This window comes from Burkholderia sp. 4M9327F10, assembly GCF_005503145.1.
GTDB lineage: Bacteria > Pseudomonadota > Gammaproteobacteria > Burkholderiales > Burkholderiaceae > Paraburkholderia.
The window spans coordinates 23,895-38,804 of sequence record NZ_SCNV01000070.1 but is presented as its reverse complement, the minus strand read 5'-3'; the positions used below and the strand labels follow the sequence as shown (position 1 = coordinate 38,804).

General features: G+C 63.9%; 12 protein-coding genes. 5 read left to right on the top strand and 7 right to left on the bottom strand.

The window, feature by feature from the left end; all coding sequences use genetic code 11:
* The first annotated feature begins 69 nt into the window (after positions 1-69).
* From FFS45_RS36130 to FFS45_RS36110, 5 genes are all read left to right on the top strand, one after another.
* Positions 70-1,122, top strand: coding sequence for a biotin-dependent carboxyltransferase family protein (locus tag FFS45_RS36130; protein WP_137959426.1), 1,053 nt, complete (start codon positions 70-72; stop codon positions 1,120-1,122).
* Positions 1,123-1,140: 18 nt separating this feature from the next.
* A complete protein-coding gene (gene pxpA, locus FFS45_RS36125; RefSeq protein WP_137959425.1) occupies positions 1,141-1,893 on the top strand; it encodes a 5-oxoprolinase subunit PxpA in 753 nt (250 codons plus the stop codon).
* 303 nt (positions 1,894-2,196) lie between these two features.
* Positions 2,197-2,940 carry a DUF969 domain-containing protein gene (locus tag FFS45_RS36120; protein WP_137959424.1) on the top strand — a complete coding sequence of 248 codons (744 nt, stop codon included), beginning with the start codon at positions 2,197-2,199 and terminating at the stop codon, positions 2,938-2,940.
* Positions 2,937-3,893 (top strand): DUF979 domain-containing protein, encoded by a 957-nt coding sequence (locus tag FFS45_RS36115; protein ID WP_137959423.1) that lies wholly within the window; start codon positions 2,937-2,939, stop codon positions 3,891-3,893. Before FFS45_RS36120 ends, FFS45_RS36115 begins: the two co-directional genes overlap by 4 nt.
* A 214-nt stretch (positions 3,894-4,107) precedes the next feature.
* Positions 4,108-5,907, top strand: a complete 1,800-nt coding sequence (locus FFS45_RS36110; protein ID WP_137959422.1) for a tetratricopeptide repeat protein — start codon at positions 4,108-4,110, stop codon at positions 5,905-5,907.
* Positions 5,908-5,978: 71 nt separating this feature from the next.
* Here the strand turns inward: FFS45_RS36110 and FFS45_RS36105 are convergent, their stop codons facing one another.
* The 7 genes from FFS45_RS36105 to FFS45_RS36075 form a co-directional block, all read right to left on the bottom strand.
* Positions 5,979-7,142 carry a TraB/GumN family protein gene (locus FFS45_RS36105; protein ID WP_137959421.1) on the bottom strand — a complete coding sequence of 388 codons (1,164 nt, stop codon included), beginning with the start codon at positions 7,140-7,142 and terminating at the stop codon, positions 5,979-5,981.
* A complete protein-coding gene (locus FFS45_RS36100; protein WP_137959420.1) occupies positions 7,135-8,154 on the bottom strand; it encodes a peptide ABC transporter ATP-binding protein in 1,020 nt (339 codons plus the stop codon). Before FFS45_RS36100 ends, FFS45_RS36105 begins: the two co-directional genes overlap by 8 nt.
* Positions 8,151-9,155: an ABC transporter ATP-binding protein gene (locus FFS45_RS36095; RefSeq protein WP_137959419.1), complete on the bottom strand. Its 1,005-nt coding sequence runs from the start codon at positions 9,153-9,155 to the stop codon at positions 8,151-8,153. Before FFS45_RS36095 ends, FFS45_RS36100 begins: the two co-directional genes overlap by 4 nt.
* Position 9,156: 1 nt before the next feature.
* A complete protein-coding gene (locus FFS45_RS36090) occupies positions 9,157-10,074 on the bottom strand; it encodes an ABC transporter permease subunit (protein WP_137959418.1) in 918 nt (305 codons plus the stop codon).
* A gap of 4 nt (positions 10,075-10,078) precedes the next feature.
* Complete coding sequence (locus FFS45_RS36085) at positions 10,079-11,089, bottom strand: ABC transporter permease subunit (protein WP_137959417.1); 1,011 nt, start codon at positions 11,087-11,089, stop codon at positions 10,079-10,081.
* A 180-nt stretch (positions 11,090-11,269) separates the two neighbouring features.
* Entirely contained in the window at positions 11,270-12,898 is a 1,629-nt protein-coding gene (locus tag FFS45_RS36080) for an ABC transporter substrate-binding protein (protein WP_137959416.1), read from the bottom strand.
* Between the two features lie 202 nt (positions 12,899-13,100).
* The gene (locus tag FFS45_RS36075; RefSeq protein ID WP_137959415.1) at positions 13,101-14,744 is read right to left on the bottom strand and encodes an ABC transporter substrate-binding protein; all 1,644 of its coding nucleotides are present in this window, start codon (positions 14,742-14,744) and stop codon (positions 13,101-13,103) included.
* Positions 14,745-14,910 lie beyond the last annotated feature (166 nt).

The window sequence follows — 14,910 nt, the reverse complement described above, 5'->3', positions numbered from 1 at the left end:
CACCCGCACTCCGCCCACCCTGCTGCAACCGGGCGACCGGGTGTGCTTCACCGTCGCGGGGATAGACGCATGATCGACGTGATTCGCGCGGGCCTCCTGACCACGGTTCAGGATCTTGGACGGCACGGCTACCGGCACCTCGGGGTGGCGATGGGAGGCGCGCTCGACCGCCTGTCGCTGGAAGTGGGCAACCGCCTCGTCGGCAACCGGCCGGACGCTGCCGGCCTCGAGGTCACGTTTGGACCCACCGTGCTACGCTTTCCCCGCGCCACCCGGATTGCGATCACCGGCACCGAATTCGGCGCCACGCTCGACGGCAAGCCGGTCTATTCATGGTGGAGCCTGCCGGTGCAAGCCGGCCAGGAACTGACGCTGCAAGCGGCGCGGCGCGGGATGCGCGGCTACGTCACGGTCGCCGGCGGGATCGACGTGCTGCCCATGCTCGGCTCGCGCAGCACCGACCTCGCCGGACAATTCGGCGGCCTCGGCGGCCGGGCGCTGCGCGATGGCGACCGTCTGCCGGTCGGCGCGCCGTCGGCACGCGCCGGTCGCGGCTTCAGTCCGCAGGCGCCCGAATTCGGCGTGAAAGCGCCCGCCTGGTGCAAATTCGTGCTGGTCCACGAGCCGCTGCGGCGTGGGCGCCACCCGTCCGGCGTCCCTTGGGCCGTGCCGATCCGCGTGCTGCAAGGCCCCGAGTACGAGCAGTTTCCGGCTGCCGCGCAAGAAGCGTTCTGGTCCGACGAATGGCTCGTCACCCCGAACAGCAACCGCATGGGCTACCGGCTCGCCGGCACCGAACTCAAACGCACACGCAACACCGACCTGCTCTCGCATGCGGTCGTGCCGGGCACGATCCAGGTGCCGCCCAACGGCCAGCCCATCGTGCTGCTGAGCGACGCGCAGACCACCGGCGGCTATCCGAAGATCGGCGCGGTGATTCAGGCCGATCTATGGAAACTGGCTCAGGTGCGCCTGAACAGCGCGATCCGTTTTATCCCGACTACGCCTCAAGAGGCGCGTCAGGCTTTGGTGGAAGAAAGAACGTATCTGCGGCAGATCGATGCCGCAATCGCGATGCATGAAGAGCGCTGCGCACGCCAGCCGGCGGTGGCAGCGTTGTAAGACCCAGTAGAGGAAATTATGGAAATCGATTTGAACGCCGATCTCGGCGAGGGTTGTGGCTCCGATGAGGCGCTGCTCGACCTCGTCACTTCAGCCAATATTGCGTGCGGCTGGCACGCGGGCGGCGCCAATGCCATGCACGACTGCGTGCGCTGGGCCGTGCGCAAAGGCGTCTCGATTGGCGCCCATCCGAGTTTCAACGACCCCGAGAATTTCGGTCGCAAGGAAATGGATCTGCCCGCCAGTGAGATTTACGCCGGCGTGCTGTACCAGCTCGGCGCGCTCTCGGCAATCGCCCAGGCCGAAGGCGGGCGCATTGCGCACGTCAAACCGCACGGCGCGCTCTACAACCAGGCGGCGCGCGATCCGAAGATCGCCGATGCGATCGTCTCCGCCGTGCACGACTTCGATCCATCGGTGGCGGTGTTCGCGCTCGCCAATAGCGGCCTCGTGACGGCCGCCCGCGAAGCCGGCCTGGTTGCCATCGAGGAAGTGTTTGCCGACCGCGGCTATCGCGCCGACGGCTCGCTCGTGCCGCGCAAGGAGCCGGGCGCGCTGCTCGACGACGAAGAGGAAGTGCTCGAGCGCACCCTCGCGATGGTGCGCGAGCAACGCGTGCGAGCCGTCGACGGCCGCTGGGTGCCGCTCAACGCACAGACCATCTGCCTGCACGGCGACGGTCCGCATGCGCTGGCATTCGCGCGCCGCATCCGCAGCGCGCTTGAAAATGCCGGCATCGAAGTTCACGCGGCCAACGCCGTGCGCGCCTGAGTCTCGGCGACGCGCATCACGGTCAATCATGAAGTACGCAACGCCCCGCCTCACGCGGGGCGTTTGCCAGCGGCAATAGATAGCAAAACGCGAGCGAGACCCGCAACACGATTTAGTAGTACACAAGGCCGTACCCGCAACACAGCAGGCAGCAGCAGACGCAAACGCAAGTAAAGGCAGTTGCAGTGGACTGACGCGGCCACCCAGAGCCGCGCACAGCAAGTCGGCGCCGGGCACAGCCCGAGGCCGCCTCACGTTAGCCGCCATCAGCGGCAAGGTTAGCAACCCTGTTTGGAGATCCTGATGCAGACAGCAGTCAATCTATGGCCGCTCATCGGCGTGGCCGTGATCATCGTCGGTTTTGTGTTGCGCTTCAATCCGATGCTGATCGTGGCCGCCGCCGCTATCGTCACCGCGCTGGCCGCGCACTTTCCACCTGAGAAAATCCTTGCCGCCATCGGCACGGGCTTCATCAAGACGCGCAACATTCCCCTGATCATCCTGCTGCCGCTGGCGGTGATCGGCCTGCTCGAACGGCACGGCCTGCGCGAGCGGGCACAGACGTGGATCGCCGGCATCAAGGCCGCCACCGCCGGGCGCCTGCTGATCGTTTACCTGCTGGTGCGCGAACTGACGGCGGCGGTCGGCCTGACCGGCCTCGGCGGCCATCCGCAGATGGTGCGTCCGTTGATCGCACCGATGGCCGAGGGCGCCACCGAAACCCGTTACGGCAAGCTCACCGACGCGGTGCGCCACCGCCTGCGCGCCTTCGCCGCCGCCACCGACAACGTTGGCCTGTTCTTCGGCGAGGACATCTTTGTGGCTTTCGGCGCGATCGTGCTGATGACCACCTTCCTGCGCGAAGCAGGCATCGAGGTCGAACCGATCCACGTTGCCGTCTGGGGCATCCCCACCGCGATCAGCGCGTTCCTGATTCACGGCTTCCGGCTGTATCTGCTCGATCGCAAGCTCGAGCGCGAACTGCGCGGCAACGCCACCGCGCAGGCGGCTGCGCAAAGCCCGTCCGCGACAGGAGATGAAGCATGACGCTCACCATCAACTATCTGTTCTGGCTGCTCGGCATCGTGCTGCTGATCATCGGCGGCATGATCCTCACCGACAAGGAACACCCGCGCCGTCTGACCGCCGGCGGCTTCTGGATCCTGTACGCGCTGATCTTCCTGATCGGCGACCTGCTGCCGCCCTCGGTGGTCGGCGTGCTGGTCATTGCGATGGCGCTGATCGCCGGGTTCGGCGGCGTGACAGCCGCGAAGCCCAAGGTGCTCTCGCTCGAAGCCCGCCAGGCGAGCGCAGCGCGCCTGGGCAACAAGCTGTTCGTTCCCGCGCTGACGATTCCGGTCATCACCGTCGTGATCACGCTGGCGGCGAGCCATCTGATCTTCGGCGGCACGCCGCTGATCGAGCAGAAGAACGTCACGCTGATCGGCTTCGGCATCGGCTGCGTGATCGCCCTGGCCGTCGCCTGCGCGATGACGCGCGACACGGTCGGCCAGTCGATGAAGGAAGCACGCCGCCTGGTCGACGCGCTCTCGTGGGCCGCGGTGCTGCCGCAGATGCTCGGCATGCTCGGCCTCGTGTTCTCGGACGCGGGCGTCGGCAAGGCGGTCGCGCACGTGACGACCGCCTACATCAACCTCGACTACCGGTTCGTCGCGGTGGCGGTGTACTGCATCGGCATGGCGGTGTTCACGATGGTGATGGGCAACGGCTTCGCCGCCTTCCCGGTGATGACGGGCGGGGTGGGCGTGCCGATTCTGGTCGGCGTATTCCACGGCAACCCGGCGGTGATGGTGGCGATCGGCATGTTCTCGGGCTACTGCGGCACGCTGATGACGCCGATGGCCGCGAACTTCAACATGGTGCCGGTCGCCTTGCTCGAATTGCCGGACAAGAACGCAGTGATCAAGGTACAGGTGCCGACAGCGCTGACACTGCTAGTGGTGAACATTTTCCTGCTCAACTTCCTGATGTTTCTGTAGACAGCATGACCGCGCCCGGGCCCGCATGATCCCGGGCGCGGCTATTTTGCGATAACAGGATGCCGCCCGACGCCGCGCCCCAAAGCCCCGGCGTGGGAAATTAGGATGTGTCTGATCGAACTGGAAAGGCTTGGGACATAAGCTGGTAGACGTTTTCCCGTCTATCCGCCGGCGCGCACAAGACGAGCACGCCGGCGCTCTCAAGCAGGTTCTCATGGATCAGCATCTTCAAACCGGTGACGCAAAGCAGGACGCCACCGCACCGTCGTACCTCGCCACACTGCTAGCCCACGCGCTCGACATGCATCGCGCCGGGCAGCTCGATCAGGCCGCGCCGCTCTATCAGGAAGCGCTGGCAATCAATCCCGGTCACACCGAAGCGCTGCACTACTTCGGCGTGCTGCAACATCAGCAAGGCAATCACGCGGCAGCAGCCGCTCTATTGGATCAGGCAATCGAGCTGGAGCCCGCCGACGCCGTGTTCTGGAGCAACCGCGGACTCGTGGCCGCCGCGCTCGGCCAGCCTGACGAGGCGCAGCGATGCTACTGGCAGGCACTGCAACTGCATCCCGGGTTCGCCGACGCACGCAATAACCTCGGCGTCACACTGCAAGCGCAAGGCGAGTTCGAAGGCGCGGTACGTCAGTATCGCGCGGCCATCGCGCACAACCCATCGCTGGCGAGCGCGCACCTGAACCTCGGCACGGCGCTCGCCAAACTCGAGCGCCACGACGAGGCGCTTGCGTGCTACGAGCAGGCGCTCGCGCTCGATCCGTATTCCGCCGAAGCGCACTTCAACGCCGGCAACGCGCTGAACGCAAAAGGCGACAGCGCGGCGGCCATCGCCCGCTTTCGGCGCGCCATTGAACTGCGGCCAGGCTTTGCAAATGCGCATGTGAATCTGGGTAGTGCGATCGGCAAGCTCGGCAACTACGGCGAGGCCGAACAGCAGTATCGCTACGCGGTTGCACTCAAGCCGAATCCGACCAACCTCGTGTGCCTCGGCGGCTCGCTCGGCGCGCAGGGACGGCTCGAAGAAGAGGAAGTGTTTTACCGCCGCGCGCTGGAAATCGACCCGGGCTATGTCGACGCTCATCAGAACCTGGCGTGGCTGCTGCTCAAGCGCGGCGACTACGCACAAGGCTGGGCGGAATTTGCCAAGCGCTGGCGCCCGCTCGATTACGCCAATATCGCCGTGCAAGGCGTGCCGGAATGGCATGGTGAACCGCTCGAAGGCCGTAGCATCCTGCTGGTCGGCGACCAGGGGTTCGGCGATCAGTTGCAGTTTCTGCGCTTTGCACGCGTGCTTGAACAGCGTGGCGCGGAGGTGGATGTTTGCGTGCGCGAGCAACTCGTACCGCTCGCGGCGCGCGTGCCCGGTGTGCATCGCGCGTGGAGCGGCAAGGCCGAAGGGCGTTACGACTTCTGGGCGCCGCTGATGAGCGTGCCGTCCTGCATCGGCACGGAGATAGCGACGATTCCTGCTGAGGTGCCATATCTGTTCGCGGACGAAGCCAAGGTGCAGGCGTGGCGAAAGCGCGTCGCGAGCGTGGCGGGCACGCGGCGCAAGATCGGTCTGGTATGGGCCGGCAGTCCGACCTTCGGCAACGATCGCTATCGCTCGATGCGTTTCGCCGATCTGGCGCCGCTTGGCGAACGGGAGGATATCGCGTGGTTCTCGTTGCAGAAGGGGCCGGCTGAGGCACAACTCGCCGACGCACCGGAAGCGTTCCGGCCGTATGACTTCACGGCCGATCTGCACGATTTCACGGAGACCGCCGCGCTGGTGATGAATCTGGATCAGGTGATCGCCGTCGATACGGGCGTCGCGCATCTGGCGGGCGCACTGGGCAAGCCAGTGTGGGTCATGTTGCCGGCGAACTCCGACTGGCGCTGGTTGGAGCACCGCGCCGATTCGCCGTGGTATCCGCAGGCGCGGTTGTTCAGACAGGCTGTGCTGGGAGACTGGACAACCGTGATGAAGAGCGTGGTTGAGGCGTTACGGCAGAAGTAGTAAAGGCAAAGCAGTCGCGGTTTGATCACGGGCGGCGAGGCTAACCCGTAGCACGCTCAACCGCACTGCCCTCACCCCGGCTCCACCACAAATCCATGCTGCCGCAACAACTGCAGCACGCCCTTCGGCCCACCCAGGTGCAGCGCCCCGATTGCCACGAACACCGGCTTGTTCGGCCCGGCAATCAGCAGCATCCGCGCAACGAAACGCCGGTTCCGCTCATACACGATCTTGTTGTCGATCGAATCGGATACCCGCTTGTCGCGCGCCAGCACCTCGGACTTGGCCGCCTGCCAAGCCGCAATCGCATCGGCATCGCCCACCTGCCAGAGCCGGTGCAAGGTCTGCACATCGGCGAGGTTGCCGGCGGGCGTCTGCACCAGATCCTGCGCCAGCATTTCGCGCTGCTGCGCTGACGACAGGCTCGTGAACGAGCGCATCTGCTCACCAAGCGTCTCAAGCCCGACAATCTTGCCGCGTGTGCGCAGATAGACGTTCTGCAACTGCGCCTCGGTACCGTATTCGGTCTGCAGCCCGGCGCTCAACGAATCGTACGTTTCGACCAGCAGCGAAGCGAGCCACGGCCGCATTCTCTTGATCTCATCGAGCGCCGCGGGATTGTCGCGCAAGCGGACTTCGAGCTTGTGCCAGAGCGATTCCGGCAAATACTTCGGCAGACAGGCGCTGCGGCACACACCGTACTTCGACACGTCGTCCTGCGACACCAGCAGATCGTCGGGTGAGAGTTCCAGCGCCAGAGTCGGTGAAGCCGCCAGCGCAGCCAGAATCTGCGGGCGGAACGGCTGGTTCGGCGGATAGTCGGCCGGGTCGCCGACGTGAAGCGTGCCAAGCACGTAGATGGTGGTTGTGCCGCGCGTCGCGACATAGAACGGCATGCGCGCGGGCTGGGTGCGCACCGGACCGCCTGTCGTCGTGCTCGACGAATACGACGGCGGCGGGTTGAAACCGGGCAAGGTGGCACGCGGGTGGCCAGGTGAAACAGGGGCAGCAGGTGTGCCCGGAACCGGCAAGGCCGGCCGGGCGCCTTGCGCCGGGGTAGTCGCAGCCGCGCCCGCGGCATCCGCCGTGGCGACCGGCCAGACCGAACCGAACGAGAGGCCGGCGAGCGTGGCACAAGCAATCAGCCAGGCTCGCCAGCGCAGCGCGAAAACGGCGTGACTGCCGCCTTCACGCAGGCGGCGCGCAGGACGACGCGCCGCCGACGCTTCAGGCATCCACGTCCCCCACCTCCTCGGCGCGGTGGCACGACACCTGACGTCCATCCACTTCGCGCAGCTTCGGTTCCTCGCTGCGGCAGCGCTCGATTGCATACGGGCAACGCTGATGGAACGTGCAGCCCGAGGGCGGATTGAGCGGCGACGGCATCTCGCCTTGCAGCTTGATCTTGATGCTGCGATCCGCCTCGAAAATGGACGGCGTCGCCGACATCAATGCCCGCGTGTATGGATGGCGCGGCTTCGAGAAAATCCGCTTCTTGTCGCCCAGTTCGACCACGCCGCCGAAGTACATCACCATCACATCGTCGGCAATGTGCTCCACCACCGAGAGGTTGTGCGAGATGAACACGTAGCTGGTCTTGAACTGCTCCTGCAGATCCATGAACAGATTGAGAATCTGCGCCTGGATCGACACGTCGAGTGCGGAGACCGGTTCGTCGGCCACGACGATCTGCGGATCGAGAATCATCGCGCGCGCAATCGCCACGCGCTGCCGCTGGCCACCCGAGAACATATGCGGGTAGCGTTTGGCGTGCTCTGGCCGCAGGCCGACGGTGCGCATCATCTGCGCAATCCGCTCGGCGCGTTCGCTCGCGCTCAATGGCGTATTGATGGCGAGCGGCTCACCGAGCGTCTGCTCGACAGTCTTGCGCGGATTCAACGACGCAAACGGGTTCTGGAACACCATCTGCACGCGCCGGCGCAAGGCGGCAATGCGCGTGTGGTCGGCGCCGGCCACGTCTTCGCCGTCAATCATCAGACGGCCGGCCGTCGGTCCCTCGATCATCGTCAACTGACGCGCGAGCGTCGATTTGCCGCAGCCGGATTCGCCAACGACCGCCAGCGTCTTGCCGCGGTCGAGCGAAAACGACACACCGTTCAACGCCTTGACCGTGCCGTGGCCGAACATGCCGCGCCGCACCGAGTAGTGCCGCGCCAACTGGTCGGCGACCAGCACATGGTCGCCCGTCTGACTCGCCTGGCGCCGCGTTTCGGGTACTGCATTCATCGTGCGCCTCCTTGAGTGTGGACGTTGGCATCGCCGGTGAGATTCAGCGGCTTGATACAGCGTACCCTGGTCGCGTCGATATGGCCCGCGAGCGGGGCAAGGGCTGGGCGGGCCTTGGTGCAGTCATCCACGACGTACTTGCAGCGCGGCGCGAACAGACACCCCTTGGGGCGGTCGTCGCGGCCCGGCACCATACCCGGCAACGCAGCCAGCCGCACTGCGCCGACATTGTGCTCGGGAATCGCCGCCAGCAGCGCTTCCGTGTAGGGGTGATGCGGCGCGGCGAAGATATCCGGCACCTTGTTGGTCTCGATCATCTCGCCCGCATACATGACGGCCACGCGCTGCGCGACTTCCGACACCACGGCCAGATCGTGTGAGATCAGCACGAGCGCCATGCCGCGCTCTTTCTGCAGCTTCACGAGCAATTCCATGATCTGCGCCTGGATCGTCACGTCGAGCGCGGTGGTCGGCTCGTCGGCAATCAGCAGCTTGGGATTGCAGGCCACCGCCATGGCAATCATCACGCGCTGGTTCATGCCGCCCGACATCTGGTGCGGAAACGACGCGATGCGATTCTTCGCATCGGGAATGCCGACCTGGTCGAGCAGTTCGATCGCACGCCTGTTCAGCGCGGCGCCGCGCAGCCCTTCGTGCAGCTTCAGCACTTCCTTGATCTGATAACCGACGGTGTAGCTCGGGTTCAGACTCGTGAGGGCGTCCTGGAACACCATCGCGATGTCCTTGCCGATAATCTTGCGGCGCTCCTTCGGCGAGGCTTTCAGCAGGTCCTTGCCGTCGAAGGTAACCTCGTCGGCGCTGACCTTGCCCGGTGCGTCGATCAGGCCCATTAGCGCCATCATCGTCACGCTCTTGCCCGAGCCGGACTCGCCTACTACGCCGACTACTTCGCCCGGCGCGACGTCCAGATTGATGCGGTCGACGGCCGGCAGGCCGTTGAAATTCACCGCCAGATTGCGGATGGTCAGTAGGGTACTCATATCACGCCATCCGTTTCAGTTTGGGGTCGAGCGCGTCGCGCAGCCCGTCGCCGAGCAGGTTGATCGCCAGCACCGAGATCACGATGGACAGGCCAGGCAAGGTGACGATCCACCAGGCGTTATCGATGTAGTCACGCGCCGATGCGAGCATCGCGCCCCACTCCGCCGCGGGCGGTTGCACGCCGAGGCCGAGGAAGCCGAGCGCAGCGGCATCGAGAATCGCCGACGAAAAGCCGAGCGTCGCCTGCACGATCAGCGGCGCGGTGCAGTTCGGCAGCACTTGCGAGAACATCAGCCGCAAGGTGCCGGCGCCCGCCACGCGCGAAGCGGTCACGTATTCCTTCTGCAATTCACCGAGCGCCGAAGCCCGCGTCAGACGGACGTAACCGGGCAACGCCACGATCGCGATGGCAAACATCGTATTGAAGAGCCCCGGACCGATAATCGCCACCACCGCCACCGCGAGCAGCAGCGACGGCAGCGCAAGCAGCACGTCCATGATGCGCATGATCGGCGTATCGGCCCACTTCTCGAAGAACGCGGCAATCAACCCGAGCACCACGCCCGGGATCAGCGCCAGCACGACCGAGATGAAGCCAATCCAGAACGACAGGCGCGCGCCGTACATCAGGCGCGACAACATGTCGCGGCCGGCTTCGTCGGTGCCGAGGATGAACTTCCAGTTGCCGCCGTCGGCCCAGGCGGGCGGGATCTTCACAAAATCGCGGTATTGCTCGATCGGGCTGTGCGGCGCGATCCACGGCGCGAAGATCGCGATGAAGATCAGCACCAGCACGATCACACCGGCCGTTACCGCACCACGGTTACGGGAAAAGTTTGCCCAGAATTCACGGGCGGCCAGTGCACGTCCACTAGGGGGCGTGACTGCTTGGGGGACTGTGTTTTGTATGTCGGCCACGGTTTTACCTCGTATGGCGAATGCGCGGATTCAACACGCCGTACAACAGATCGACAATCAGGTTCACGACGATCACGAGTGTGGCAATCAACAGGATACCGCCCTGCACGACCGGATAATCACGCCGGCTGATTGCATCGATCAGCCACTTGCCGATACCCGGCCAGGAGAACAGCGTCTCGGTCAGCACCGCGCCGGCGAGCAGCGTGCCCACCTGCAGGCCGATCACGGTCACCACCGGAATCAGCGCGTTACGCAGCGCATGCACGACGATCACGCGTCCCGGCGGCAAGCCCTTGGCGCGTGCGGTACGGATGTAATCCTCGCGCAGCACTTCGAGCATCGACGAGCGCGTCATACGCGCCACAACCGCCAGCGGAATCGTGCCGAGCACGATGGCGGGCAGAATCAGATGGCTCAACGCCGACTTGAACGCGCCTTCATCGGTCGACATCAGCGAGTCGATCAACATGAAGCCGGTGACGTGCGGAATGTCGTATTCAACCGCAATACGCCCCGACACCGGCGTCCAGCCGAGCTTCACCGAGAACAGCATGATGAGGATCAAGCCCCACCAGAAGATCGGCATCGAATAGCCGGTCAGCGCCGTGCCCATCACGCCGTGATCGACCACCGTGCCACGCCGCAGCGCCGCGAACACACCGGCCGGCAGCCCGACGATCAGGGCGAACAGCATCGCGCAGATCGACAGCTCGACGGTGGCGGGAAAGCGCGCGAGGAACTCGTCCATCACGCTGGTGTTGGTGATGATCGACATCCCCAGATCGCCGTGCACCGCACGTCCGAGATAGTGGATGTATTGCAGCGGCAGCGGCTGGTCGAGGCCGAGACGGTGCATGGCGGCGGCGTGCATGGCCGGATCGACACCGCGTTCGCCCATCATCACTTCAATGGGGTCGCCGGGTATCAGGTGAATGAGCGCAAACGCAAGGATCGTAATGCCGATGAAGGTCGGAATCACCATACCGATGCGGCGCAAAACGAAGCGGAACATGGTTCGTCCCTATGGTCTTGATGAACGGAAAAACACAACCGGCGACGAGGGCTTGTGACCCCGGTCGCCGGACCATTTCGACCAGTTTTCTAACCGTGCGAAAAGCGGACTGCGTCAGTTTTACCGCAAGCCTCATGGCGCACCTCGCGGCTGACCATCAGGCTCGCGTTACGGCAAGGCTTACTGCACGCCCACACCGTCGAAGCGCGCGTAACCGAGCGGCTCGATGCGCATGTCGATCACCTTCTTGCTGACCGGCTGATACACCGTCGAGTGCGCGATCGGCGAGAACGGCAGTTGCTGCGCGAAAATCTGTTGCGCCTGCGTGTAAATCTTGGTGCGTTCGCCCTGATCCGTCGTCGTGCGGCCCTTCTGGATCAGATCGTCGAACGGCTTGTAGCACCACTTGCTGAAGTTGTTGCCGTTCATCGCTTCGCAGCCGAGCAGCGTGCCGAGCCAGTTGTCCGGATCGCCGTTGTCGCCGGTCCAGCCGATCAGCATCGAGTCGTCCTCGCCTGCGTGGGCGCGCTTGATGTACTCACCCCATTCATACGTGACGATCTTCGCGCGCACGCCGATCTTGGCCCAGTCGGCCTGGATCATTTCCGACATCAGGCGCGCGTTCGGGTTGTACGGACGCTGCACCGGCATCGCCCACAGCGTGATGTCGAAACCGTTCGAGAGACCTGCCTTGGCGAGCAACGCCTTGGCCTTGGCCGGATCGTACGACAGGCTCGGCAGGTTCTTGTCATACGACCATTGGGTTGGTGGCATCGGGTTGGTGGCCGACTGGCCTGCGCCCTGGTAGACCGAATCGATGATCGCCTTCTTGTTGATCGCCATGTCGAGCGCCTCGCGCACATCGACGTTGTCGAGCGGCTTGTGCTGCACGTTGTACGACAGGTAGCCGAGGTTGAAGCCCGGTTGCGACGGCATCGAGATATTGGCTTCCGTCTTCAGCGGCGCGATATCGGCCGGACGCGGATAGCTCATCACCTGGCACTCGTCGCGCTTGAGTTTCTGCACGCGCACGCCGGCATCCGGTGTGATCGCGAAGATCAGCTTCGCGATCTTCACGTCGTTCGGCTTCCAGTAGTCAGGATTGCCGTCGAAGCGGATCGTGGCGTCTTTCGTGTAGCTGCGGAAAATGAACGGGCCCGTGCCAACCGGCTTCTGGTTGATGTCGGCAGCCTTGCCGGCCTTGAGCAGCGAATCCGCATACTCAGCCGACTGGATCGAGGCGAATTCCATCGCCATGTTCTGGATGAACGGTGCGTTGGTTTCCTTCAGCGTGAAGCGCACGGTGTACGGATCGACCTTTTCGACCTTCGCGATCAGCTTGTCGAGGCCCATGTCCGTGAAGTACGGGAACTGCGCCGGGTACGCCTTGTTAAACGGCATGCCCGGGTCGAGCATGCGGTTGAACGTGAACAGGACGTCGTCCGCGTTGAATTCGCGGGTCGGCTTGAAGTACGCCGTGGTCTGGAACTTGACGCCATGGCGCAGATGGAACGTGTAGGTCTTGCCGTCCGGCGAAACATCCCAGCTTTCGGCGAGACCCGGCTCGACCTTCGTGCCGCCGCGCTCGAATTCGACGAGGCGGTTATAGACGGTGAAGGTATTGGCCGTGAAATCGGTGCCCGTGGTGTATTGGGCCGGATCGAAACCCGCGGGGCTGCCTTCTGAGCAGTAGACCAGGGTTTTATTCGGAATCTCGGCGCGCGCGACGTTCGCGCCCATTGCCGATACCGCTGCGGCTGCGACGAGCGTCGTGATCCGCGCGGCGCGCAACAGATTGTTTTGCTTCATGTTTCCTCCAGGTTCGAGGCTGGCTTGCACCAGCGTAGCGCGATCTTACTTGAGCATGCCTTGCAGCAACAAGCGGAGGAAATTCCTTCTGTTCACTATCGGAAACACTTGTTAGGCATAAATTGAGGCCCGTCAACTTGGGTTGGCGGGGCCTCACAAGGCTCTGTGGGCGCCAGGCGGGAGCAAAAGCGCCCATATCCGCCTATTTCAGTCCGACGCCGAGGAATTGCGTCGGGCCGAATGGATCGATCTTGAAGCCGGTAACGTCTTTTGAGATGGGCTGATAGACGGTGGAGTGAGCAATCGGCGTGAACGGCACCTGGTCCTTGAAGATCACCTGGGCATCCATGTAGTCCTTGGTGCGCTGCGTCAGGTCGGTGGTGCTGCGGGCGGCCGTGATCAGGTCGTCGAAGGGCTTGTAGCACCATTTCGAGAAATTGCTGCCTTTCACCGCGTCACAGCCCAGCAGGACGCCCAGCCAGTTATCCGGATCGCCGTAGTCGCCGGTCCAGCCGATCAGAATCGCCTCGTGCTCGCCCGCATGGGCCCGGCGGATGTATTCGCCCCACTCATAGGTGGCGATATTCACCTTGACGCCGATCTTCGCCCAGTCGGCCTGGAGCATTTCCGCCATCAGCCGCGCATTCGGGTTGTAGGGGCGTTGTACGGGCATGGCCCACAACGTCAGATCGAAGCCGTCAGGGTATCCGGCTTCCTTCAGCAGCGCCTTGGCCTTGTCGAGGTCATACGGTGCATCTTTCAGATTCTTGTTGTAGCCCCATTGGGTAGGCGGCATCGGATTGGTGGCAATCTGGCCGGCGCCCTGGTACACCGATTCGATGATCGCCTTCTTGTTGATCGACATATCCAGCGCGCGGCGCACCAGCACGTTGTCGAGCGGCTTTTTGGTCGTGTTGTAACCGAGGATGCCCAGATTGAAGCCCACCTCGCTCGGCATCGCCAGCGACGGATCGGCCTTGACCGCCGCAATGTCCGCAGGACGCGGATAGCTCATCACCTGGCATTCGCCACGTTTGAGCTTCTGCAGGCGCACGGAGGGGTCGACGGTGATCGCGAAAATCAGCTTGCCCACTTTCACGACACCCGGCTTCCAGTAGTCCGGGTTGCCGTCGAAACGGATCGTGTCGTCCTTGGTGTAGCTGCGGAAGATGAACGGCCCGGTGCCGACCGGGAACAGATTGATGTCGGAGGCCTTGCCGGCCTTCAGCAGTTGATCCGCATACTCCGCGGACAGGATCGAGGCGAACGGCATGGCGATCTGCTGCAGGAACGGCGCGTCGACCTGCTTGAGCGTGAAGCGCACCGTGTACGGGTCGAGCGCCTCGATCTTGCTGATGTTCTTCGCCAGGCCCAGATCGCTGAAGTACGGAAACGGCACCGGGTACGCCTTATGGAACGGCTGATCCGGATCGAGCATCCGCTCATAGGTAAACACGACGTCGTCCGCATCGAATTCGCGGGTCGGCTTGAAGAACGAGGTGGTCTGAAACTTCACCCCATGGCGCAGATGAAACGTGTATTGCAGACCGTCCGGGGAAACATCCCAGCTCTCGGCAAGGCCCGGCTCGATGTCGGTGCTGCCGTGGGCGAATTCGACCAGCCGGTTGTAGACCGTATAGGAGCCGGCCGTGAATTCGACGCTGGTGGTGTATTGCGCGGTGTCGAAGCCCGCTGGGCTGCCTTCGGAGCAGAACACGAGGGTTTTATCGGGCAGCGTGGCGGCGGGGGCGGTGACGGGTGTGAAGCATGCCGTGGCGACGGCCAGGGTTGTCAGGGCGGGCAGGCAATACTCGCGAACTGCGAAGAGCATGGATGACACTGTCATGACGTTCTCCGGACTGCAACCGGGCCGGCTGCGCTTCGATCATAGACAGCACAATATTCAGCTTCAATCCAGGGTTCTACCGCGCAAGCACGGCGATTCAGGGCGCGGCTGTGGCGGCGCACCAAAGTGGGCGAGAGAGGGGGTTACGGCGGGAAGGACTGACAGG

Coding starts and splice junctions, on each gene's coding strand:
- FFS45_RS36130 (WP_137959426.1), top strand. CDS start 70: ATGATCGACGTGATTCGCGCGGGCCTCCTGACCACGGTTCAGGATCTT.
- pxpA (WP_137959425.1), top strand. CDS start 1,141: ATGGAAATCGATTTGAACGCCGATCTCGGCGAGGGTTGTGGCTCCGAT.
- FFS45_RS36120 (WP_137959424.1), top strand. CDS start 2,197: ATGCAGACAGCAGTCAATCTATGGCCGCTCATCGGCGTGGCCGTGATC.
- FFS45_RS36115 (WP_137959423.1), top strand. CDS start 2,937: ATGACGCTCACCATCAACTATCTGTTCTGGCTGCTCGGCATCGTGCTG.
- FFS45_RS36110 (WP_137959422.1), top strand. CDS start 4,108: ATGGATCAGCATCTTCAAACCGGTGACGCAAAGCAGGACGCCACCGCA.
- FFS45_RS36105 (WP_137959421.1), bottom strand. CDS start 7,142: ATGCCTGAAGCGTCGGCGGCGCGTCGTCCTGCGCGCCGCCTGCGTGAA.
- FFS45_RS36100 (WP_137959420.1), bottom strand. CDS start 8,154: ATGAATGCAGTACCCGAAACGCGGCGCCAGGCGAGTCAGACGGGCGAC.
- FFS45_RS36095 (WP_137959419.1), bottom strand. CDS start 9,155: ATGAGTACCCTACTGACCATCCGCAATCTGGCGGTGAATTTCAACGGC.
- FFS45_RS36085 (WP_137959417.1), bottom strand. CDS start 11,089: ATGTTCCGCTTCGTTTTGCGCCGCATCGGTATGGTGATTCCGACCTTC.
- FFS45_RS36080 (WP_137959416.1), bottom strand. CDS start 12,898: ATGAAGCAAAACAATCTGTTGCGCGCCGCGCGGATCACGACGCTCGTC.
- FFS45_RS36075 (WP_137959415.1), bottom strand. CDS start 14,744: ATGACAGTGTCATCCATGCTCTTCGCAGTTCGCGAGTATTGCCTGCCC.